We start from the raw sequence: 19,933 nt of genomic DNA, 5'->3' as shown, positions 1-19,933 counted from the left end.
GGCCCGCGGACGCGGGACTACTTGACGTAGACGTTCAGCGGGTACTGCTCACCCGAGTTGGGGTCGAACTCGACACCGCCGAGCCCGGAGCCGTACAGGCCGAAGTACGTCTGGTAGTACTCGGGGACGATGGCCGCCTGCTCCATGATCATCTTGTCGATCGCGGCCCACGCCTTGCCGGCCTCGGTGGCGTCGGTGATGGCGTTGGCCTTGTCGATCGCGTCGTTGATCTCCGGCACGTTCAGGTGGCTGTAGTTGGAGCCGTTGTCGACGATCTGCCGGCCGTCGAACAGCGGCTGGATGGCGGTCGAGCCGGTCGGCCAGTCGGCGGCCCAGCCGCCCCAGTAGATGTCGAACTTGTTGTCCACCGGGCCGATGGCGTCGTAGTACGTCGCCGGGTTCAGCGGCTTGGCCACGACCTTGAAGCCGGCCTTGGTCAGCGCGTCCTTGATGGCGACGGTGATCTTCTCCTGGGTCGGCGTCTGGTTGTAGGCGTAGACCACCGTCGGGTTGGTCTGACCGGCCTCCTGGAGCAGCTTCTTGGCCCCCTCGGGGTCACCGGTCGGCTTCTCCCGCATGCCGTACAGGTCGAACGCCTCGTAACCGAGCACCGTCGGGCTCAGCACGGTCGTGGCGATCTGGCCGGTGTTGACCTCACCGCCGGCGATGAGCTGCACCTGCTTGGACGGCCAGGCCTTGATGATCGCCTGGCGGACCTTCACGTCGGTGATGCGCTTGGTGTTGATGTTGTAGAACGTGGTGAACGGCGTGAGGCCGCGCACCGAGCGCTTCATCACCTCGGCGTTGTTCAGCACCTCCTGCACCCGCTCGGCCGCCACCGCGTTGTGGAACGTCATCGCGGTCTTGTCCGGGCCGCTGTCGGCGAGGAACCGCTCGGTGGAGTTCTGCGCCTGCACGCCGAACTCCATGTGCCACTTGTCGGGGAAGGCGTTGCGGATCGGGTCGGTGTTGGGGTCCCAGTTCGGGTTGCGCTCCAGGTCCAGCGACTTGTCGGTGACGTGGCTCACGATCTGGTACGGCCCGGAGGAGAAGGGCTTCCTGTCGTACTTCTCCTTGGTGTCCTGCGCCTTCGGCACCGCGCCGTAACCGGTCATGGCCACGGTGAAGTTGAAGTCCGGGTGCGGCGCGGTCAGGGTGAACTCGACCGTCTTGTCGTCGGGGGTCTTGATGGCGTCCAGCGACTTGCCGCCGTACGGCCCCTCGTAGGCCTTGCGGTAGTCACCCTCGACCAGCCACTGCTGGACATAGGTCGGGCCCTCGGTGATGAACGGCGCGAACAGCCGCTCGAAGCTGTACTTGATGTCACCGGAGGTGATCGGCGTGCCGTCCTGCCACTTCAGCCCGTCCTTGAGGGTGAACTTCCAGGTCTTGCCGCCGTCGGTCGTGGTGCCGGTGTCGGTGGCGAGGTCGCCGACCAGCGTCATCTTGCCGTTCTCCTGCCGGTAGCCGGTGAGCTGCCGGGTGAACAGCAGGGAGACGGTGGAGTTGTAGTTCAGGTAGATGCGTCCGGGGTCGAGGTGCGAGAAGTCGTCCCGGTCGATCATGTTGACCGTGCCGCCGCGCTTGCTGCCGGGGACCTCAGGCGCGGGGCCCTTGGAGTCCTCGGCGGTGCCGACGGTGATGGCGCTGACCGCCTTGTTCTCCAGCGGCGTGCTGGAGGCGCCGGCGCCACCCTGCGAGGCCGCGGGGCCGCCGCCCCCACCCTTGGCGCAGCCGGACAGCGTGAGCGCACCGGTCGTGAGGATCACCACCGCGGCGGTGCTCCTGCGTGAGATTCTCATATCGCCCTTCCTGATTCCTTGGTTGCGCGGCCGTCCGGGGGGAGGACGGCGGGTAAGCGGCTCATCGCCGGGTCTTGGGGTCGAAGGCGTCCCGCAGGGAGTCGCCGAGCAGGTTGAAGGCGACCACGAAGATCACCATGGAGACGCCGGGGAACACCAGGTAGGTGATGTCCTGGTGGTAGACGTTGGAGCCGACCAGGAACATGCGTCCCCAGTCGGGGGTCGGCTCGGTCATGCCGACGCCGAGGAACCCGAGGCCGGCCTCGGCGCCGACGTACAGCGGGAGCGCGAGGGTGGACTGGATGATGATCGGCGTCCACAGGTTCGGCAGCAGTTCCTTGAAGATGACGCGCCTCGGGGAGGCCCCGGTGACCCGCGCCGCCTCGATGAACTCGCGTTCGCGCAGCGACAGCACCTGCGAGCGCAGCAGCCGCGAGATCGTGGCCCAGCCGAGCACGGTGAGCACCAGGCAGATGGACACGTACCGCAGCCAGACCGGCGTCTCCTCCTCGGGGGAGACGAACGCCGCCTCGATCACCGGCAGGAACACGATCAGGAACAGCTGGGACGGGAACGCCAGCAGTGTGTCGATGATCCGGCCGATGACGTAGTCGGTCTTGCCGCCGGCGTAGCCCGACCAGATGCCCATGACCACACCGATGAGCGTGGTGACGATGGTGACGATCACCGCGATGGACAGCGAGGTGCGGATGCCGTACACGAGCTGCATGAACACGTCGCGGCCGAGGCCGGGCTCCAGGCCGAACCAGAAGTCGCCGCTGACGCCGCCGTTCGGCAGGATCGGGTAGCCGTAGTCGTTGAGCAGCCCGGGGGTGTTCTGGCCGTAGGTCGTGTACGGGTCCTTGCCGTACAGCCACGAGATCACCGGCGCGAGGATCGCGACGAGGAAGAAGAAGGCCACGACGACGGCCGACGCGACGCCGGTGCGGTCGCGTCGGAAGCGCCGCCACATCAGCTGGGACGGCGAGCGTCCCACCGCTGGGGCGGTGCCTGTGCCTGGGGGAGGGGCCGCGCCGGTGAGCGCGGAGTCCGCCTCCGGCGTGGCGGGTGAGGGGAGAGTCATCGTGTGGCTGCCACCAGAAGATCGACCAGCAGGAAATCCTGACTTGAGGGAACCTTGGCAATTTATTACCCGCCGGTCAATGTTCTCGCCAACTCGCCTCAGCCTTTTCGAGGTTCGTTGTGGAATGTCAATCAGTTCGTGTCCGCATGCCTCTTGACCTGCGTTGATGCCGTGAGCGACACTACACATCGCTCATATTCGGCCTTGTCACGATTTTGTGACACAAGCATGACGCGGCCATGACGAAAACGCACGAATTTGACCATGGTTCGCATAACGGTAGCCGGATGGCGGCTGTTCGAACACAGGTGTGCATAAGGGGTGGCACCCCAGTCTTCGTGCCGGTCGCCGCCGTGCCGCTCACAGGGGTGTGGGGTTACGAGCTCTTTGCCGGGCGTGGCACACTGAGGTGCAGAGCAGCGTGCTCCGGGGTCGGTGTAATTCCGAACCGGCGGTGACAGTCCGCGACCCGGCCGAGTCCATCGGCCGGTTGACCTGGTGGAACTCCAGGACCGACGGTGAAAGTCCGGATGGGAGGAAGCGCGCGAGCGTCCGGCGACCCGTCGCCGGACGTGCACGTGGTGCGTCGCCGCACCCCGATCACCCCGGGGCTCGCCGTGGCTTTGAAGCTACTGGCGAGTAGAAGGGGCCGGGTGGGGCTGAATGTTCACCGGGATCGTCGAAGAGCTCGGGGAGCTCACCGAACTGCGCGCGCTGGACGGCGCGGCGCGGCTGTCCATCCGCGGCGCGGCCGTCGCCGAGGGCACCCGGCACGGCGACTCCATCGCGGTCAACGGCGTCTGCCTGACCGTCGCCGGGATCGACGGCGACGTCTTCACCGCGGACGTCATGAAGGAGACCCTCGACCGCACCGCGCTCGGCTCCCTGGCACCCGGCGCGCGGGTCAACCTGGAACGCGCCGTCCGCGCCGACCAGCGACTCGGTGGCCACATCGTGCAGGGCCACGTGGACGGCACCGGCGTCGTCGCCGGCCGCGAACCCTCCGAGCACTGGGAGACCGTGCGGTTCACCCTGCCGCCGGGCCTCGCGCGCTACGTCGTCGAGAAGGGCTCCATCGCCGTGGACGGCGTCAGCCTGACCGTCGCCGCGCTGCACGACGACGGCTTCTCCGTCGGCCTCATCCCCACCACCCTCAGCCTCACCACACTCGGCCGGCGCGCACCGGGGGACCTCGTGAACCTCGAGGTCGACGTGATCGCCAAGTACGTCGAGCGGCTCACCGAGGCCCACCGCACGCGGGCCGCCTCATGAACTGGACGCAGGCCGGGATCACCCTCCTCGGGCAGAAGGTCCTGTGGATCGACCTCGCCGGCAACGTCTGCGCGCTCGCCACCGTGTGGCTCGCCATCCGACGCACCATCTGGACCTGGCCGGTGCAGCTCGCCGGCTCGGTCCTGCTGTTCGCCGCCTCGGTGCAGGCCCACATCACCGGCAACGCGCTGAAGCAGGCGATGTTCGGCGCGCTCGCCGTGTACGGCTGGCTGCGGTGGCGGCGCGGCGCCAAGGACCCCGAAGGATTGGCCGTACGGCCCGGCGGGGCCCGCGAGCGCGTCGTCCTCGTCGCCGTCATGGTGGCCGCCACCGCGGCCGTCGCCGCGTTCTTCACCGCCACCGGCTGGTCGTGGGCCCCGCTCCCCGACGCCTACATCTTCGTCGGCAGCGCCGTCGCCACCTACGCGCAGGGCAAGGCCCTGATCGACTTCTGGTGGATCTGGGTCGCGGTCGACCTGGTGGGGGTCCCCCTGGCGTTCGCCTCCGGGCTGGTGGTGTCCGGCGTGGTGTACGGCATCTTCTTCGTCCTGGTCCTGCTGGGATTCCGTGAATGGCGCCGGCAGTACATGAGCCGGCTGGAGGTCGCGACCATATGAACGACATCAGGTTCGACTCGATCGAGCGGGCCGTGGAGGACATCCGCCGCGGGCTTCCCGTGGTGGTCGTCGACGACGAGAACCGCGAGAACGAAGGCGACATCATCTTCGCCGCGGCCAAGGCCACCCCCGAGCTGCTGGCCTTCACCATCCGCTACACCAGCGGCGTGATCTGCGTCCCCATGCTCGGCGCGCACCTGGACCGCCTCGGGCTGCCGCTGATGGTGCAGCACAACCGCGAACGGCTGCGCACCGCGTACACCATCAGCGTGGACGCCAGGGACGGCGTGACGACCGGCATCTCGGCCGCCGACCGCGCGCGGACCATCCGCACCCTCGCCGACTCCGCAACCGAGCCGTTCGAGCTGGTGCGGCCCGGCCACATCTTCCCGCTGCGCTACCACGAAGGCGGCGTGCTCGCCAGGCGCGGCCACACCGAGGCCGCGGTGGACCTGTCGCGGCTCGCCGGGCTCACCCCCGCCGGGGTGCTCGCCGAGGTCGTCAACGACGACGGCACCATGGCCCGGCTGCCGCAGCTGCGCCTGTTCGCCGACGAGCACGGCCTGGCGCTGGTGTCCATCGAGCAGCTCGTCGAGTACCGCCGCCGCAGCGAGCGCGTGGTCAGCCGGATCGCGGTCACCGACCTGCCGAACAAGTACGGCATGTGGCGCGCGTACGGCTACGCCAGCGGCATCGACGGCGGCGAGCACGTCGCGCTGGTGTTCGGCGACCTCGGCGATGGCGAGGACGTCCTCGTGCGCGCGCACTCCGAGTGCCTCACCGGCGACGTGCTCGGCTCGCTGCGCTGCGACTGCGGCGTGCAGCTCGACCACGCCATGCGGGCCGTCGCGAACGAGGGCCGCGGCGTCGTGGTGTACCTGCGGGGCCACGAGGGCCGCGGCATCGGGCTGATGGCCAAGCTCAAGGCCTACAGCCTGCAGGACGGCGGCAGCGACACCGTGGACGCCAACCTGCAGCTCGGCCTGCCGGTGGACGCGCGCGAGTTCTCCAACGCCGGCCAGATGCTCGCCGACCTCGGCGTCCGATCGGTCCGCGTGCTCACCAACAACCCGGCCAAGCTGCGCGGCCTGGACGGCTACGGCATCAGGGTCCTCGGCCGCGAGCCCATGCCGGTGGCCTTCAACGAGTTCAACATCCGCTACCTCACCGCCAAGCGCGACCGCCTCGGACACCACATGGAGGAACCGGCGATGGACGACGGACCGGCGAGGCCCGCGACGGCCGGCACGGTGAACGGGACCGGAGCGCCGGACGGGACCGTCCCCGAGGACGAGGCCGGCACGGTCGGCACGGCCGGCGACGTCGCGCACGCGGGAGGGAAGCGATGAGCGGGGAGGGACGGCCGGACGCCGCGCCGCTCGAAGCCGCCGGGCTCACCGTCGGCATCGTCGCGGCCCGCTGGCACCACGAGATCACCGACCGGATGGTCGGCCGCGCCGAGGCGGCCGTACGCGAGTGCGGGGCCGCGGCGGTCACGGTGCGGGTCGCGGGCTCACTGGAGATCCCCGTCGTGGCCCAGGCGCTGGCCAGGCGCTGCGACGCGGTCGTCGCGCTCGGCACGGTGATCCGCGGCGAGACGGCGCACTTCGAGTACGTCTGCGATTCGGTCACCTCCGGCCTCACCAGGGTGTCGCTGGACGAATCCACCCCCGTGGGCAACGGGGTGCTCACATGTGACAACCTTGATCAGGCCATCGACCGCTCCGGCGTGCCGGGGGGCCACGAGGACAAGGGCTACGAAGCCGCCCTCGCGGCCGTCGAGACGGCCCTGCTCCTGCGCGACCTCAAGGCCCGCGACGCCGGCGACCTCCCCTGACGGCCCGGGTCCCGGGGCCGCCGCCACCAGTGACCCGAAGGGAAAGACGCCAGTGCCGCGCCGAACGACCCGCCGCGCACGCGGGGGAGCCCTCCATGTCTGACCACGAGCCCCTGCCGGCGCTCCCCGTGGTCTGGCGTCCCCGCCGAGCCCGTGTCCTCGCCTACGGTTTCGCCGCCGTGATGGTCGCCGGCGCCGTGGTGCTGGCCGTCGTGCTGCCGCCTCCCTTCGGCCTCCCCGACAAGATCGGTGTGGTCCTGTTCGGCTGCCTGATCGCCGGCATCCTCCACCTGCTCGGCCGCCTGCGGGTGGAGGCCGACACCCGAGGAGTCACCGTGGTGAACGCCGTACGCGTCCACCGCTACGAATGGCCGGAGATCCTCGGCGTGACCCTCCCCGAAGGGGAACCCTGGCCGCGGATCGACCTCGCCGACGGATCCAGCGTCGGCGCCATGGGCATCCAGGGCACGGAGAGGACCCGCTCCCGGCAGGCCGTCGCGGAGCTGCGCTCCCTGATCCACCGTTACGGCGAGGCCCCGGACCGTTCCTGACCCCGGTCCCGGTGCCGGCGGTGGCGTCAGGACGGGGGGTAGCGGCTCTTGCGCCGGGACTCGGCCTGGTTCTGCTCGTCGAGCTGGCGCGCCAGGTCGTCCAGGTTGTCGGCGCCGACGACGTTGGAGACGCCGAAGCGGACGGCGGCCGACGACCAGGGCTGGCGGCGGTAGGCGATCCAGCCGCCGTAGAAGTCCATGATCTCCCAGCGCCTGCCGTGCAGCTCCTTCACCTGCGCGAGGCTGACGGTGGTCATGATCTCTCCCTCGCCGTGTGGGTGGCCATGCAACTTCCCTTCGCCGCGCGGGAGTTCTGTCAGCCTCGCACTTACCTGAAGTCAGGTCCATGTTCAAGGGTTCATTCGCATAGTTGCGCCGATTCGATGGACGACAGGGTGTCCAGGTGCGGCCAATCGGATGGGACGCGACGGGACGCGTGGGGGCGGAGTGGACGTAACCTGAGGGGGTGCCGCACAGGACAACCCGGTCGTCCGACGTCGGATCGCCGGCGGAGCTCGCCGCGCTGCTCGGTGAGCGCGGCTATCTGGCCGACGACGGGCTGACGACGGCGTGCTACCTCGCGCTGCGCATGGGAAGGCCGTTGTTCCTCGAAGGCGAGGCGGGGGTCGGCAAGACCGAGCTGGCCAAGACCCTGGCCGCCGTCCTCGGCGCGCCGCTGATCCGGCTCCAGTGCTACGAGGGCCTCGACGCCTCGCAGGCGCTGTACGACTGGGACTTCGCGCGGCAGTTGCTCCACCTCAAGGCCGCCGAGGCCACCGGCGCGACGGACGCCGCCACGCTTGAGGGGGAGCTGTACGACCGGCGGTTCCTGATCGCGAGGCCGCTGCTGCGCGCGCTGGAGACGCAGCCGAGTGTGCTGCTGGTCGACGAGATCGACCGGGCCGACGACGAGTTCGAGGCGTTCCTGCTCGAAGTGCTGTCCGACTTCACCATCTCGGTCCCCGAGCTCGGCACGATCAGCGCGCCGGTGCCGCCGGTGGTGGTCGTCACCTCCAACCGCACCCGCGACGTGCACGACGCGCTCAAGCGGCGCTGCCTGTACCACTGGCTCGAGCACCCGTCGTTCGAGCGCGAGGTCGCCATCCTGCTGCGCCGCCTTCCCGGCTGCACCGAGACACTGGCGGCCGATGTGGCGGACGCCGCGCGGCGGCTGCGCGGCGCGGGCCTGGTGAAGCCGCCAGGCGTCGCCGAGACCCTCGACTGGGCCGAGGCCCTGCTCACCCTCGGCGCTCGCGACCTGGACCCCGGCCTCGCCGCCGCCACCCTCGGCGCGGTGCTGAAGTACCGCGAGGACCAGCAGGCCGTCCTGCGCGACGGGGTGCTCCACCGTGCCTGACCCCGCGAACGCGGCGCCTCGCGAGCGCGACGACGCGGACGACCACGACACCAAGGGGAACGGCGCCGGCGGGTCCCGGGTGCTCGCCGCCACGATGACGGGTTTCGCGCGCACGCTGCGCGCCGCCGGGGTGGGGGCCGACCACCAGCGCACCCAGGGCATGCTGCGCGCGCTGCGGCACCTGGACGCCGCCGACCGCGAGCAGGTCTACTGGGCCGGCCGGCTCACCCTCTGCGCGGGGCCGGACGACATCCCGAGGTACGACCGGTGCTTCGCCGCGTACTTCGGCGGGGAGCGCGCACGGCCGTCCCGCGGCGCGCCGCCGGTCACGATCGTGCGCCACACCGTGACCCCCGGCGGCCCCGACGGCGGCGAGGGGGCCGACGGCCACGCGACACCGGCCACGGCGAGCCGCACCGAGGTGCTGCGCACCAGGGACGTCTCCCGGGTGACCCCCGCCGAACTCGCCGAGATCCACCGCCTCATGGCGCTGCTGCGCGTGCCGAGGGAACGCCGCAGGTCCCGCCGCTTCACCCCGGCCCACCGGGGCCGTCTCGACGTCGGCCGCACCGTCAAGGAGACCCTGCGCCAAGGCGGCGAGCCCGCACGGCTGCGCCGCATGACCCACCGCACCCGGCCGCGCCGCGTCGTGCTGCTCGCCGACGTCAGCGGGTCCATGGCGCCGTACGCCGACACACTGCTGCGGTTCGCGCACGCGCTGGTCCGCTCCGAGCCGCGGGCCACCGAGGTGTACAGCGTCGGCACCCGTCTCACGCGGGTCACCGCCGAGCTGCGCCACCGCGACCCCGGCGCCGCGATGCGCGAGGTGTCGCGCGTCATCCCCGACTGGAGCGGCGGCACCCGTCTCGGCGAGGAGCTCAAGGAGTTCCTGGACGGCGGGTCGGCGGCCCGCGGCGCCGTGGTCGTCATCGCCTCCGACGGGTGGGAACGCGGCGACCCCGCTCTGCTCGGCGCGCAGATGGCCCGGCTGTCCCGGCTGGCCCGCCGCGTGGTGTGGGTCAACCCCCACAAGGGCCGCGAGGGGTACCAGCCGCTGACCGGCGGCATGCGGGCCGCTCTGCCGTACGTCGACGCGTTCGTCGCGGGGCACAGCCTCGCGGCGTTCCAGGAGCTCGCGGAAAGGCTGTCCCATGCGTGACGTCCTGTCGCAGATCATGCGGTGGTGGGAGGCCGGTGAGACCTTCGGCCTCGCGACCGTGGTCGGCACGTTCCGCAGCGCGCCGCGTCCCCCCGGCGCGGCCATGGCGGTCCTCGGCGACGAGGTCGTCGGCAGCGTCTCGGGGGGCTGCGTCGAAGGCGCCGTGTTCGAGCTGGCCGGCGAGGTCGCCGCGCACGGACGTCCGGTGCTCCAGCGGTACGGCGTCAGCGACGACGACGCCTTCTCGGTGGGGCTGACCTGCGGCGGCATCATCGACATCCTGGTGGAGCCGGTGTCCAAGGCGACGTTCCCCGAGCTCGGCCGGGTCGCGGCGTCGGTACGCGACGGCGAGCCGGTCGCGGTCGCCACCGTCATGTCGGCGCCTGGCCGGCCGGGGGCCCGCCGCGTCATCTGGGCCGATGAGTCGTCCGGGTCGCTCGGCGTGCCGCGGCTGGACGCCGCGGTGGACGACGACGCGCGCGGCATGCTCGCGCAAGGACTGACCGGGGTGCGCCGCTACGGCCCGGAGGGGGAGCGGCGGCTGGACGACCTGCCGGTGTTCGTGCACTCGTTCGCGCCGCCGCCGCGCATGCTGGTGTTCGGCGCGATCGACTTCGCGGCGGCGGTGGCGCGCGTCGGCAAGTTCCTCGGCTATCACGTGGTGGTGTGCGACGCGCGGCCGGTGTTCGCGACGCCGAAGCGGTTCCCCGAGGCCGACGAGGTCGTCGTCAAGTGGCCGCACGACTACCTGTCGTCGGCGCACGTGGACGAGCGCACCGTGATCTGCGTGCTCACCCACGACCCGAAGTTCGACGTGCCGCTGCTGGAGGTGGCGCTGCGGACCCGCGCCGGCTACGTCGGCGCGATGGGGTCGCGCCGCACCCACGACGACCGCATGAGGCGGCTGCGTGAGGCGGGCCTCACCGAGGCCGAGCTGTCCCGGCTGCGGTCCCCGATCGGCCTCGACCTCGGTGCTCGTACCCCCGAGGAGACGGCCGTGTCCATCGCCGCCGAGCTGATCCGCCTGCGCTGGGGCGGCACCGGCCGGGCCCTCACCGACACCACCGGCCGCATCCATGCCGCCGACCAGCCGCCGCGCGGGACGCCGCTGTGAGCGCGGCGAGCGACCGGCCGCCGGTCACGCCGTGACGAGCGAGCCGGGATGCGCGGGCCTGCTGCTCGCCGCGGGGGCCGGCACGCGGTTCGGCGCGCCGAAGGCCGCCGTGGAGCTGGCGGGGGAGCGGCTCGCCGACAGAGGGGTGCGGCTGCTGCGTGACGGCGGGTGCGATCCCGTCGTGGTGGTGCTCGGCGCGGCCGACGTACCGGTGCGCGGCGCGTCGGTGGCGCGCAACCCGGACTGGGAGACCGGCATGGGTTCCTCGCTGCGCGCGGGCCTCGCCGCGCTGCCGCGCTCCGCGGCAGCCGTGGTGATCGCGCTGGCCGACCAGCCGCTCATCGGCCCGGAGGCCGTCCGCCGGCTCGTCGCCGCCTGGCGGGACGGCGCGAGCGCCGCCGTGGCGACGTACGGCGGCGCGCCGCGCAACCCCGTGCTCCTGGCGAGGGAACACTTCGCCGGGGCCGCCACGCTCGCCGTCGGCGACGTCGGCGCGCGCGCCTACCTGCGGTCCCGTCCCGGCCTCGCCGCCGAGGTCCCCTGCGACGACGTGGGTGACCCCGCCGACGTCGACACCCCCGCCGACCTCGCGCGCATCGCCGCGTCCGTCCTCCGGCTCGACCCGGGGACGGCGGATCGATAGCCTTCGGGTGGCCGGAACAAAGTTCGGTCGGGTGGAAGGAAAGGACGCGGGATGCGCATCGGCATGGCCCTCAACTACGCGGGAGGGTTCAAGGAGACCGTGGCCGAGCTGGCCGACTACGAGAAGGCCGGGCTCGACATCGTCTTCGTGGCGGAGGCCTACAGCTTCGACGCGGTCAGCCAGATGGGGTACATCGCGGCGCGCACCGAGCGGCTCCAGATCGCCTCGGGGATCCTGCCGATCTACTCCCGCACCCCGGCGCTGCTCGCCATGACGGCGGCGGGGCTCGACTACGTGTCGGACGGCCGGTTCGTCCTCGGTCTCGGCGCTTCGGGGCCGCAGGTGATCGAGGGGTTCCACGGCGTGCCGTACACGGCGCCGCTCGGCCGTACGCGCGAGGTCATCGAGATCTGCAGGAAGGTCTGGCGCAGGGAGCGGCTGACCCACCAGGGCAGGTACTACACGCTGCCGCTGCCGCCGGAACAGGGCACCGGGCTCGGCAAGCCGCTGAAGCTGATCAACCACCCGGTGCGCCAGGACATCCCGATCGTGGTCGCGGCCATCGGGCCGAAGAACGTCGAGCTGGCGGCCGAGCTGGCCCAGGGCTGGGAACCGATCTTCTACCTGCCGGAGAAGGCCGCCGGCGTCTGGGGGCCGTCGCTGGCCGCGGGCAAGGGCCGCCGCGATCCCGCGCTCGGCGAGCTGGACGTCATCGCGCAGGCGCCGCTCGCCATCGGCGACGACGTGGAGGCGATCCTGGAGCTCGGACGGCCGATGGCGGCCCTGTACATCGGCGGCATGGGGGCCAAGGGCAGGAACTTCTACAACGACCTGGCCCGCAGGTACGGCTACGAGGAGGTCGCCGAGCGCGTGCAGGACCTGTACCTGGAGGGCCGCAAGGACGAGGCCGCCGCGCTGATCCCGCGGGACCTGCTGGAGAAGACGTCCCTGGTCGGCTCCGAGGGGTTCGTGCGCGACCGGATCGCGGCGCTGAAGGAGTCCGGCGTCACCACGCTGAACGTCGCACCCATCGCGCACGGCCACGCCGAGCGGGTCCGGCTCATCGAGCGGATCAAGGAACTCGCCGCCTGAGCCGCCGGCCGGCCGCGCCGCCGGTGGGACGCGGGTCCTCGGCCTCGGCGGGAGGCCAGGGGGCCAGGCACGCGGTGAAGACGGCCGTGAGCCGGCACTCCAGGAACGCGGGGTCGCCGTCCGACGGCCAGTCCGTGCCGAGCACGCGGCGCAGGGATCCGCCGCCGAGGATGATCGACGTGGCGAGCACCGCGCGTTCCCTGGCCATCGGGCCGGGGAGCCGCTCGCCGAGCGGCCCGATGAGGGCCGACTGCACGCGCTCGCGCAGCACGGCGCGGATCTGCGGGCTGCCTCCCGCGCGGTCCACCGCGCGCACCAGGGGGTCGTCGCAGTCGGCGGCGGTGAGGCGGCTCGCCATGTGGACGGCCAGCCGCCGCGGCAGGCCCTCCAGGTCGCCGTCGATGACCGACTCCAGAGCCGACGCGCCGACCAGCACCTCGGCGAACAGCCGGGCCTTGGACCCGAAGTAGCGGTTGATCAGGGCGACGTTCGCCTCCGCCTCGGCGGCGATCATGCGAACGGTGACCTGGTCGTACCCGTGCTCGGCGAACAGGCAACTGGCGGCGTCGAGGATCCGGCGGGTGGTGGCCACCCGGTCCCGTGTCTGCGTGGAGGCGCCCTGCACCTGATGCTCCCTTCAGGCTCTACCGGCACTTTAGATGTTTGACAGGTAAACGGCCGTCTACTAAAAATGCCGGTAAAGGTGCCTTAAAAGGTGGGGGGCGCGCAGTGGTGGTGCGGGGAGAAACCCGGCAGGAACCACCCGACGAGCCCGGTCACCATGGTGACGCGCGCGGCGCCGGTGACCAAGAGGTGTACCGGACCTATTCTCACCGCGAGATCCTGCAGATTCTCTCCGGCCTGCTGATGGCCATCTTCACCTCCATGATCTCGACTTCTGTCATCGGCGTGGCCCTGCCGACCATCGTGGGGGAGCTCGGCGCGCAGGACCAGTTGTCGTGGGTCGCGGGGGCCACCTTGCTGACCATGACGGCCTCCACGCCGCTGTGGGGGAAGATGTCGGACCTGTTCGGCCGCAAGAACATGTTCCAGCTCTCGCTCGGCCTGTTCGTCGCGTCCTCGCTGCTGGCCGGCTTCGCGACCGACATGGGGCTGCTCATCTTCGCGCGCGCCGTGCAGGGCCTCGGCACCGGCGGCATGGCCGCGCTCACCCAGATCATCCTCGGTGACGTCGTCGCGCCACGGGAACGCGGCAGGTACTCCGGCTACATCGGCGCGGTCTTCGGCTTCTCCACCGTCGCGGGACCGCTGATCGGCGGCGCCATCGTGGACGCGCCGTGGCTCGGCTGGCGCTGGTGCTTCTTCATCGGCGTCCCCCTGGCGCTCGCCGCGATGGCCGTCGTCCAGCTCGTGCTGCGTCCCGGCCGCGAGGCGGGGGACGCCAGGGTCGACTGGTGGGGGGCCTTCACGCTCACCGGCGGCGCCTCGGCGCTGATGCTCGTGCTGTCCTTCGGCGGCAGCGCGTTCCCGTGGCACTCGGCGTGGGCCTACGGCCTCGGCAGCCTCGCCGTCGTGCTGTTCGGGTTCTCGATCATCGCCGAGCGGCGCGCACGCGACCCGATCCTGCCGCCGCGGCTGTTCCGCGACCGCACCTTCGTGCTCGCGGGCTGCGCGTCGCTGCTGGTGGGGGTCGCGATGTTCGGCGTGATGATCTACCTGCCGCAGTACCTCCAGATCGTCAAAGGCATGTCGCCGACGGTGTCGGGCCTGATGACCCTGCCGCTGGTGATCAGCCTGCTCGTGTCCGCCATCGTCGCCGGCAGGGTGGTGACCCGCACCGGCCGGTGGAAGGCGTTCCCCCTGACCGGCCTGGTGCTGATCGTCACCGGCACGGGCCTGATGTCGCTGCTCGGCAGCGACTCCAGCCTCCCGGTGATCGGCGCGGACATCGCCGTGCTCGGCGTGGGCCTCGGCATGAGCATGCAGATGCTCCTGCTCGCCGCGCAGAACGCCAGCCAGCGGCGGGACATGGCCGTCGCCACCTCGGGCATCACGTTCTTCCGCAGCCTCGGCGGTGCTCTCGGCGTCGCGGCGCTCGGCGCGATCCTCACCAACGAGGTGAACGACGAGATGACCCGCCTGCTGACCGGCACCCAGGCCGCGGCGGGGACCGGCGGCGCGCGGGTGCGCGACATCGGGCTCGGCACTCCCGAGGCCATCAACCAGTTGCCTCCCGCGCTGCACGACATCGTCGTCGAGTCGTTCACCCAGGCCATGCAGACGGTGTTCCTGGCCTGCGTCCCCATCGCGGTCCTCGGGTTCCTCGCGGTGCTCTTCCTGCGCGAGCTGCCTCTGCGCACCGCCCCGGCGTCCCCGGCCGCCGAAGAGACCGCCTGACGGCCGGTGGCACGGCCGGTGGCAGACCCCGTGGCCGGGCCGGCGCGTGCACCGGCCCGGCCGTACGGCCCGGTGGCGGCGCGCAATACAGTCGGGCCATGACCGCCACCCACCGATCCCGCCGCGAAAGGCTCGGCGCGCTGCTCGCCGAGCACGACGTCGACGCGCTCCTCGTCACCCGCGGGGTGAACGTCCGCTACCTGACCGGCCTGGTCAGCTCCAACGCCGCGGTCCTGGTGCGCGAGGACGGCTCGGCGGTGCTCGCCACCGACTCCCGCTATGTGGAGACGGCCGAGCGGGTCTGCCCCGACGTCGAGATCGTGCGGCGCCGCGACGTGGCGGCGGCCCTGGTGACCCGGGCCGCGCGGCCCGGCGTGGAGGCGCACGACATGTCGGTGGCCGCGTTCCGTGACCTCGGCGAGCACGTCGCCGTGACCGGCCGGCTGGTGGAGGCGGTGCGGGTGGTCAAGGACGAGCAGGAGATCGAGGCGCTGCGCACCGCGTGCGAGCTCACCGACCGCGCCTTCGCCGGCGTCGTCGAGACCATCACCCCCGGCATGACCGAGCGGCAGATCGCCAGAGCGCTGGAGATCCGCATGATGGAGCTCGGCGCCGACAAGCCCGCCTTCGACTCCATCGTCGCCTCCGGCCCCAACGGCTCGGTGCCCCACCACTCGCCCGGCGACCGGCCCGTCGCGCGCGGCGACCTGATCACCATGGACTTCGGGGCACTCCACGACGGCTACCACGCCGACATGACCCGCACGGTGGCGCTCGGCCCGGTCGCGGACTGGCAGCGCGAGCTGTACGAGCTGGTCGCCGCCGCGCAACTCGCCGGGGTCGGCGCGGTCGCGCCGGGGGCGGGCCTCGCCGAGGTGGACGCGGCGGCGCGCGACGTCATCGCGGCGGCGGGCCACGCCGACCGTTTCGAGCACGGGCTCGGTCACGGCGTGGGCCTGGAGATCCACGAGGACCCGTTCCTGCGTGCGTCGGGGGCCGGTAGACTTGAGGATCGGGTTCCGATCACCGTGGAGCCAGGGGTGTATCTCCCAGGCAGAGGCGGCGTCCGCATCGAGGACACTCTCGTGACGCGCGCCGGCGGCCCGGAGCTCCTCACCCGCACGACCAAAGAGCTGCTGGTCCTGTGACAGGGCCGTGGCCGAGCCGCGACATGACGACGCAGGAGTGAACGAGTGGCGACGACCAACGACCTCAAGACCGGCCTTGTGCTCAAGCTCGACGGCGGCGACCTGTGGAGCGTGGTGGAGTTCCAGCACGTCAAGCCGGGTAAGGGCGGCGCCTTCGTCCGCACCAAGCTCAAGAACGTGTTGTCGGGCAAGGTCGTGGACAAGACCTTCAACGCCGGCGTCAAGGTCGAGGTGGCCAACGTCGACCGCCGCGAGATGCAGTACTCCTACCTCGACGGCGACGACTACGTGTTCATGGACACCGAGACCTACGACATGCTGAACGTCCCGCGGGCCACCGTCGGCGACGCGGCCAACTACCTGCTGGAGAACACCCTCGCGACCGTCGCGGTCAACGAGGGCAACGTCCTGTACGTCGAGCTCCCCGCCGCGGTCGAGCTGACCATCGCCAACACCGAGCCCGGCCTGCAGGGCGACCGCTCCACCGGCGGCACCAAGCCCGCCACCCTGGAGACCGGCGCCGAGATCAAGGTCCCCCTGTTCATCACCACCGGCGAGAGGGTGAAGGTCGACACCCGCACCGGCGAGTACCTCGGCCGGGCCTGAGGTGTCGGCTCGCGGTAAGGCACGAAGGCGCGCTCTCGACATCCTCTTCGAGGCCGAACTGCGCGACCAGTCGGCCACTAGCGTGCTCGCCGAGCGCGTCGAGCGCGCCGAGCCGCCGGTCAACGAGTACACCACGACGCTCGTCGAGGGAGTGCACCGCAATCGCGCGCGCATCGACGAGCTGATCTCCACCTACTCCGAGGGCTGGACGCTCGACCGCATGCCGGCCGTCGACCGCAACCTGCTGCGGGCCGGCACCTATGAGCTGCTGTGGGCCGACCACGTGCCGGAGGCCGTGGTGATCAGCGAGTGGGTGCACCTGGCGTCGGAGCTGTCCACCGACGAGTCCCCCCAGTTCGTCAACGGTCTCCTCGCGCGTTTCAAGCAGCTCAAGCCGTCCTTGGCGCTGTGAGCCCCGAACCCGCCGGTCAGGCATGGACGTGAGCCGACCGGTACGAGTCGTCCGGCACGTCGAGGCCGTCGGCGCCGCCGTCCATGGACACCCGTGGCTCGTGGGTCGCGGGTGGGACCGGCGGCTCGGTTCTCCTCGGCGCTCCGGCTCCTCGTCCCCGGCCTGATCGGCGGGGGACGGCGGGCACCGCGTAGGCTGGGCCCGACGTCAACCCGCGAGGAGGCGAGCTGAACGTGGAGGCGACCCGCCAGGCCACAACCCCGGCCGTCCGCACCGCCGTGGTCTGGGACGCGCTGCGCGAGGCGCTCGGCGAGCGCGCCGCGGCCACCGGTCGCGACCGTCTCGGCATCGTCGACGCGGGTGGCGGCACCGGCGGGTTCGCCGTGCCGCTGGCCGAACTCGGCCACGTGGTCACCGTGGTGGACCCCAGCCCCGACTCCCTGGCGGCTCTCGAGCGCAGGGCGGCGGAGGCCGGTGTCGCCGTCAAGGGCATCCAGGGGGACGCGGCCGACCTGCGCGACCTGCTGGAGCCGCGCAGCGCCGACCTCGTGCTGTGCCACAGCGTGCTCGAATACGTCGAGGACCCCGCGAGCGCGCTGGCCGCCGTGGCGGGGGTGCTGATGCCGGGTGGCGTGATCAGCGTGCTGGCCGCCAACCCGGTGGCCACCGCCATCCATCGTTCGATCACCGGCCACTTCGACGACGCCAGGCAGGCGCTCGCCGACCCCTCGGGCCGGTGGGGGGAGCAGGACCCGACGCCGCGGCGGTTCGGCGGCGAGGCCCTCGCCGCGCTGCTGCGGCAGGCCGGTTTCACGCCGCGCGAGCTCAGGGGTGTCCGCATCTTCGCCGACCTGGTCCCCGGCCGCCTCCTGGACGGCGAGCCCGGCGCCGCGCGTGCGCTGATCGCGCTCGAACAGGCCGCCGCGGCCCACCCCGTGCTGCGCGACATCGCCACCCAGCTCCACCTGCTGGCCCATCGGTGACCCGCCGCGTGGCCGGCCGCGCCACCGGGCCGGGCCACCGGTAGAACGAGTGTTCGGGTTAGGATCGGAGAGTGTCGCGCAAGCAGGTGCTGAGAGGCGGCGGTGAGGCCATCCGCCGGGGTGTGGGGGACGACACCGGGTGCACGATCCTCCATGTGGACATGGACGCCTTCTACGCCGGCGTCGAGCTGCTGGAGCGTCCCGAGCTCAAGGGCCGGCCGGTGATCATCGGTGCGGCCGGCGCGCGGGGGGTGGTGCTCAGCGCCACCTACGAGGCCAGGGCCTTCGGTGTGCACTCGGCGATGCCGATGACCAGGGCCCGCCGCCTGTGCCCCCAGGCCGTGGTCATCCCGCCGAGCCACGGCAAGTACTCCGAGGTCTCCAAGGGTGTCATGGAGATCTTCCACGCGATCACCCCGGAGGTCGAGCCGATCGCCTCCGACGAGGCGTTCCTGGACGTGAGCGGCGCGCTGCGGCGGCTCGGCCCTCCGGCGCGGATCGCCGCCATGATCCGCGCGCAGGTGGCCGAGCGGCACGGCATCACCTGCTCGGTCGGCGTGGCCGGCAGCAAGTTCGTGGCGAAGCTCGCCTCGCGGCACTGCAAGCCTGACGGCCTTCTGGTGGTCCCGGTGGACAAGGTGGTGGAGTTCCTCCATCCGCTGCCCGTCGCGGCTCTGTGGGGCGTAGGGGAGCGCACGGAGCAGGCTCTGCTGCGGCTCGGCATCCGCACCGTCGGCGATCTGGCCCAGGTGCCGCCTGCCACGCTCCAGCGCGAGTTCGGCGCCGCCGGCGGCCACCTGGCCGCGCTCGCCTGGGGACGGGACGATCGCAGGGTCACCGCGCACGTCCCCGACAAGAGCATCGGCGCCGAGGAGACCTTCGCCTACGACGTCGACGACCCCGAGGCGATCCGCCGGGAGCTCCTGCGGCTGTCGGAGCGGGTCGCCGCGCGGCTGCGGCGCGGGGGTCACGTAGGCCGCACGGTCAGTGTCAAACTGCGCCGCGCGGACTTCACCACGATCACCAGATCGCGTACGCTGCGGGAAGCCACAGATGTGGCGAAAGAGATATATGCCACTAGTTGCGATCTGTACGCGGCGGCCGGACTGGAGCGCGTCCGGCTCCGGCTCGTCGGCGTGCGGGTCGAAAATCTCCGTCCCGCGGGCTCCGCGACGCGTCAGCTCGGGCTCGGAGAACGGGAAACAGGCTGGCGGGAGGCCGAAATGGCCATGGACAGAGCCGCGCGGAGGTTCGGCCCGGAGGCCGTCCGTCCGGCCTCGTTGGTTCGCCCGCCGTTCGATGGAATGGATCTATGACGTCACCTCCGGTTTGGTCCACGTTGGACGTTTTCTTTCGCCTGCGTCTACAGCCTCGTATTCTGGGGATAACCGACCGCGAGGTCCGGGCACCCTCGGGTGTCCGCTGCCGTTTTCCCCGACAAGGGGCTGTCCTTGGGAGGCGCCGTGCCGCTCTCTGAGCACGAGCAGCGCTTGCTCGAACAGATCGAGCAGGCCCTCTACGCCGAGGACCCGAAGTGGGCCAATACCGTTCGGATCAGTGATCCACGCAACCATTACAAGCGCCGTCTGGTGAAGGCCTCCATCGGCTTCGTGCTCGGTGTGGTGCTCCTGATGGTCGGCGTGGTTGCACCGATCATCCCACTCGGTGTGGGTGGCTTCGTGGTCATGCTCGCCGCGTGTCTGTGGGGCTTGTCAAGCTGGAAGAGGATGAACGGTTTCGGGGGTGACAACACCACCGCACGCCCCGGCCAGGCCGCACAGCCGGAGCGCCGCCGCGCGTCCCGTCCGAGCTTCATGGAACGCATGGAGGAACGCTGGCGCCGCCGCGGCGAAGACCGCTGACCTGAGCGAAGCCTGAACGGCTCAGCCGGCCCCCCG

General features: G+C 71.5%; 21 protein-coding genes and 1 riboswitch. Of the genes, 17 read left to right on the top strand and 4 right to left on the bottom strand.

The window, feature by feature from the left end:
• Positions 1 to 17 precede the first annotated feature (17 nt).
• Together BJ992_RS19845 and BJ992_RS19840 are read right to left on the bottom strand one after the other, a co-directional pair.
• Positions 18 to 1,802: an ABC transporter substrate-binding protein gene (locus BJ992_RS19845; protein ID WP_184983155.1), complete on the bottom strand. Its 1,785-nt coding sequence runs from the start codon at positions 1,800 to 1,802 to the stop codon at positions 18 to 20.
• 61 nt (positions 1,803 to 1,863) lie between these two features.
• Positions 1,864 to 2,886, bottom strand: a complete 1,023-nt coding sequence (locus tag BJ992_RS19840; protein WP_184983153.1) for an ABC transporter permease — start codon at positions 2,884 to 2,886, stop codon at positions 1,864 to 1,866.
• Between the two features lie 417 nt (positions 2,887 to 3,303).
• Positions 3,304 to 3,434, top strand: a riboswitch (FMN riboswitch).
• A gap of 115 nt (positions 3,435 to 3,549) precedes the next feature.
• Between BJ992_RS19840 and BJ992_RS19835 the strand changes: the two genes are divergently transcribed.
• The 5 genes from BJ992_RS19835 (at position 3,550) to BJ992_RS19815 (ending at position 7,163) form a co-directional block, all read left to right on the top strand.
• The gene (locus tag BJ992_RS19835) at positions 3,550 to 4,158 is read left to right on the top strand and encodes a riboflavin synthase (RefSeq protein ID WP_184983151.1); all 609 of its coding nucleotides are present in this window, start codon (positions 3,550 to 3,552) and stop codon (positions 4,156 to 4,158) included.
• On the top strand, positions 4,155 to 4,775 hold the full coding sequence (locus BJ992_RS19830; RefSeq protein ID WP_184983149.1) for a nicotinamide mononucleotide transporter family protein: 621 nt from the start codon (positions 4,155 to 4,157) through the stop codon (positions 4,773 to 4,775). The genes BJ992_RS19835 and BJ992_RS19830 overlap by 4 nt, the downstream gene beginning before the upstream one ends.
• The gene (locus tag BJ992_RS19825; RefSeq protein ID WP_184983147.1) at positions 4,772 to 6,124 is read left to right on the top strand and encodes a bifunctional 3,4-dihydroxy-2-butanone-4-phosphate synthase/GTP cyclohydrolase II; all 1,353 of its coding nucleotides are present in this window, start codon (positions 4,772 to 4,774) and stop codon (positions 6,122 to 6,124) included. Before BJ992_RS19830 ends, BJ992_RS19825 begins: the two co-directional genes overlap by 4 nt.
• On the top strand, positions 6,121 to 6,612 hold the full coding sequence (ribH, locus tag BJ992_RS19820; protein ID WP_184983145.1) for a 6,7-dimethyl-8-ribityllumazine synthase: 492 nt from the start codon (positions 6,121 to 6,123) through the stop codon (positions 6,610 to 6,612). Before BJ992_RS19825 ends, ribH begins: the two co-directional genes overlap by 4 nt.
• 95 nt (positions 6,613 to 6,707) lie before the next feature.
• Complete coding sequence (locus BJ992_RS19815; protein ID WP_184983144.1) at positions 6,708 to 7,163, top strand: PH domain-containing protein; 456 nt, start codon at positions 6,708 to 6,710, stop codon at positions 7,161 to 7,163.
• A 26-nt stretch (positions 7,164 to 7,189) separates the two neighbouring features.
• On the opposite strand, the gene BJ992_RS19810 is transcribed toward BJ992_RS19815, so the two are convergent.
• On the bottom strand, positions 7,190 to 7,420 hold the full coding sequence (locus BJ992_RS19810; protein ID WP_184983142.1) for a hypothetical protein: 231 nt from the start codon (positions 7,418 to 7,420) through the stop codon (positions 7,190 to 7,192).
• Between the two features lie 209 nt (positions 7,421 to 7,629).
• On the opposite strand from BJ992_RS19810, the gene BJ992_RS19805 reads away from it, so the two are divergent.
• Genes BJ992_RS19805 through BJ992_RS19785 form a run of 5 tightly spaced genes read left to right on the top strand, consistent with a single transcriptional unit; the run spans position 7,630 to position 12,528 of the window.
• Positions 7,630 to 8,520, top strand: coding sequence for an AAA family ATPase (locus tag BJ992_RS19805; protein ID WP_184983140.1), 891 nt, complete (start codon positions 7,630 to 7,632; stop codon positions 8,518 to 8,520).
• A complete protein-coding gene (locus BJ992_RS19800) occupies positions 8,513 to 9,679 on the top strand; it encodes a vWA domain-containing protein (protein WP_343072766.1) in 1,167 nt (388 codons plus the stop codon). Before BJ992_RS19805 ends, BJ992_RS19800 begins: the two co-directional genes overlap by 8 nt.
• A complete protein-coding gene (locus BJ992_RS19795) occupies positions 9,672 to 10,793 on the top strand; it encodes an XdhC family protein (RefSeq protein WP_184983138.1) in 1,122 nt (373 codons plus the stop codon). The genes BJ992_RS19800 and BJ992_RS19795 overlap by 8 nt, the downstream gene beginning before the upstream one ends.
• Positions 10,756 to 11,436: a nucleotidyltransferase family protein gene (locus BJ992_RS19790; protein ID WP_184983136.1), complete on the top strand. Its 681-nt coding sequence runs from the start codon at positions 10,756 to 10,758 to the stop codon at positions 11,434 to 11,436. Before BJ992_RS19795 ends, BJ992_RS19790 begins: the two co-directional genes overlap by 38 nt.
• Positions 11,437 to 11,487: 51 nt before the next feature.
• The gene (locus BJ992_RS19785) at positions 11,488 to 12,528 is read left to right on the top strand and encodes an LLM class F420-dependent oxidoreductase (protein WP_184983134.1); all 1,041 of its coding nucleotides are present in this window, start codon (positions 11,488 to 11,490) and stop codon (positions 12,526 to 12,528) included.
• Here the strand turns inward: BJ992_RS19785 and BJ992_RS34360 are convergent.
• On the bottom strand, positions 12,509 to 13,153 hold the full coding sequence (locus BJ992_RS34360; protein WP_343072765.1) for a TetR/AcrR family transcriptional regulator: 645 nt from the start codon (positions 13,151 to 13,153) through the stop codon (positions 12,509 to 12,511). The genes BJ992_RS19785 and BJ992_RS34360 overlap by 20 nt on opposite strands.
• Positions 13,154 to 13,260: 107 nt before the next feature.
• Here BJ992_RS34360 and BJ992_RS19775 point away from each other — a divergent pair, with 107 nt between their 5' ends.
• From BJ992_RS19775 to BJ992_RS19745, 7 genes are all read left to right on the top strand, one after another.
• Positions 13,261 to 14,886 (top strand): MDR family MFS transporter, encoded by a 1,626-nt coding sequence (locus tag BJ992_RS19775; protein WP_343072764.1) that lies wholly within the window; start codon positions 13,261 to 13,263, stop codon positions 14,884 to 14,886.
• Positions 14,887 to 14,984: 98 nt separating this feature from the next.
• Complete coding sequence (locus BJ992_RS19770) at positions 14,985 to 16,034, top strand: M24 family metallopeptidase (protein WP_184983132.1); 1,050 nt, start codon at positions 14,985 to 14,987, stop codon at positions 16,032 to 16,034.
• Between the two features lie 45 nt (positions 16,035 to 16,079).
• On the top strand, positions 16,080 to 16,640 hold the full coding sequence (gene efp, locus BJ992_RS19765) for an elongation factor P (RefSeq protein ID WP_184983130.1): 561 nt from the start codon (positions 16,080 to 16,082) through the stop codon (positions 16,638 to 16,640).
• Position 16,641: 1 nt separating this feature from the next.
• Positions 16,642 to 17,052 (top strand): transcription antitermination factor NusB, encoded by a 411-nt coding sequence (gene nusB / locus BJ992_RS19760; RefSeq protein WP_184983128.1) that lies wholly within the window; start codon positions 16,642 to 16,644, stop codon positions 17,050 to 17,052.
• Positions 17,053 to 17,285: 233 nt separating this feature from the next.
• Complete coding sequence (locus tag BJ992_RS19755) at positions 17,286 to 18,035, top strand: methyltransferase domain-containing protein (RefSeq protein WP_343072763.1); 750 nt, start codon at positions 17,286 to 17,288, stop codon at positions 18,033 to 18,035.
• Between the two features lie 71 nt (positions 18,036 to 18,106).
• Entirely contained in the window at positions 18,107 to 19,351 is a 1,245-nt protein-coding gene (gene dinB / locus BJ992_RS19750; protein ID WP_184983126.1) for a DNA polymerase IV, read from the top strand.
• Between the two features lie 147 nt (positions 19,352 to 19,498).
• The gene (locus tag BJ992_RS19745) at positions 19,499 to 19,897 is read left to right on the top strand and encodes a DUF3040 domain-containing protein (protein WP_184983119.1); all 399 of its coding nucleotides are present in this window, start codon (positions 19,499 to 19,501) and stop codon (positions 19,895 to 19,897) included.
• Positions 19,898 to 19,933 lie beyond the last annotated feature (36 nt).

The sequence above is a fragment of the Sphaerisporangium rubeum genome (assembly GCF_014207705.1).
In the GTDB taxonomy this organism is placed as follows: domain Bacteria; phylum Actinomycetota; class Actinomycetes; order Streptosporangiales; family Streptosporangiaceae; genus Sphaerisporangium; species Sphaerisporangium rubeum.
This window is presented reverse-complemented; position numbering and strand designations above follow the sequence as displayed.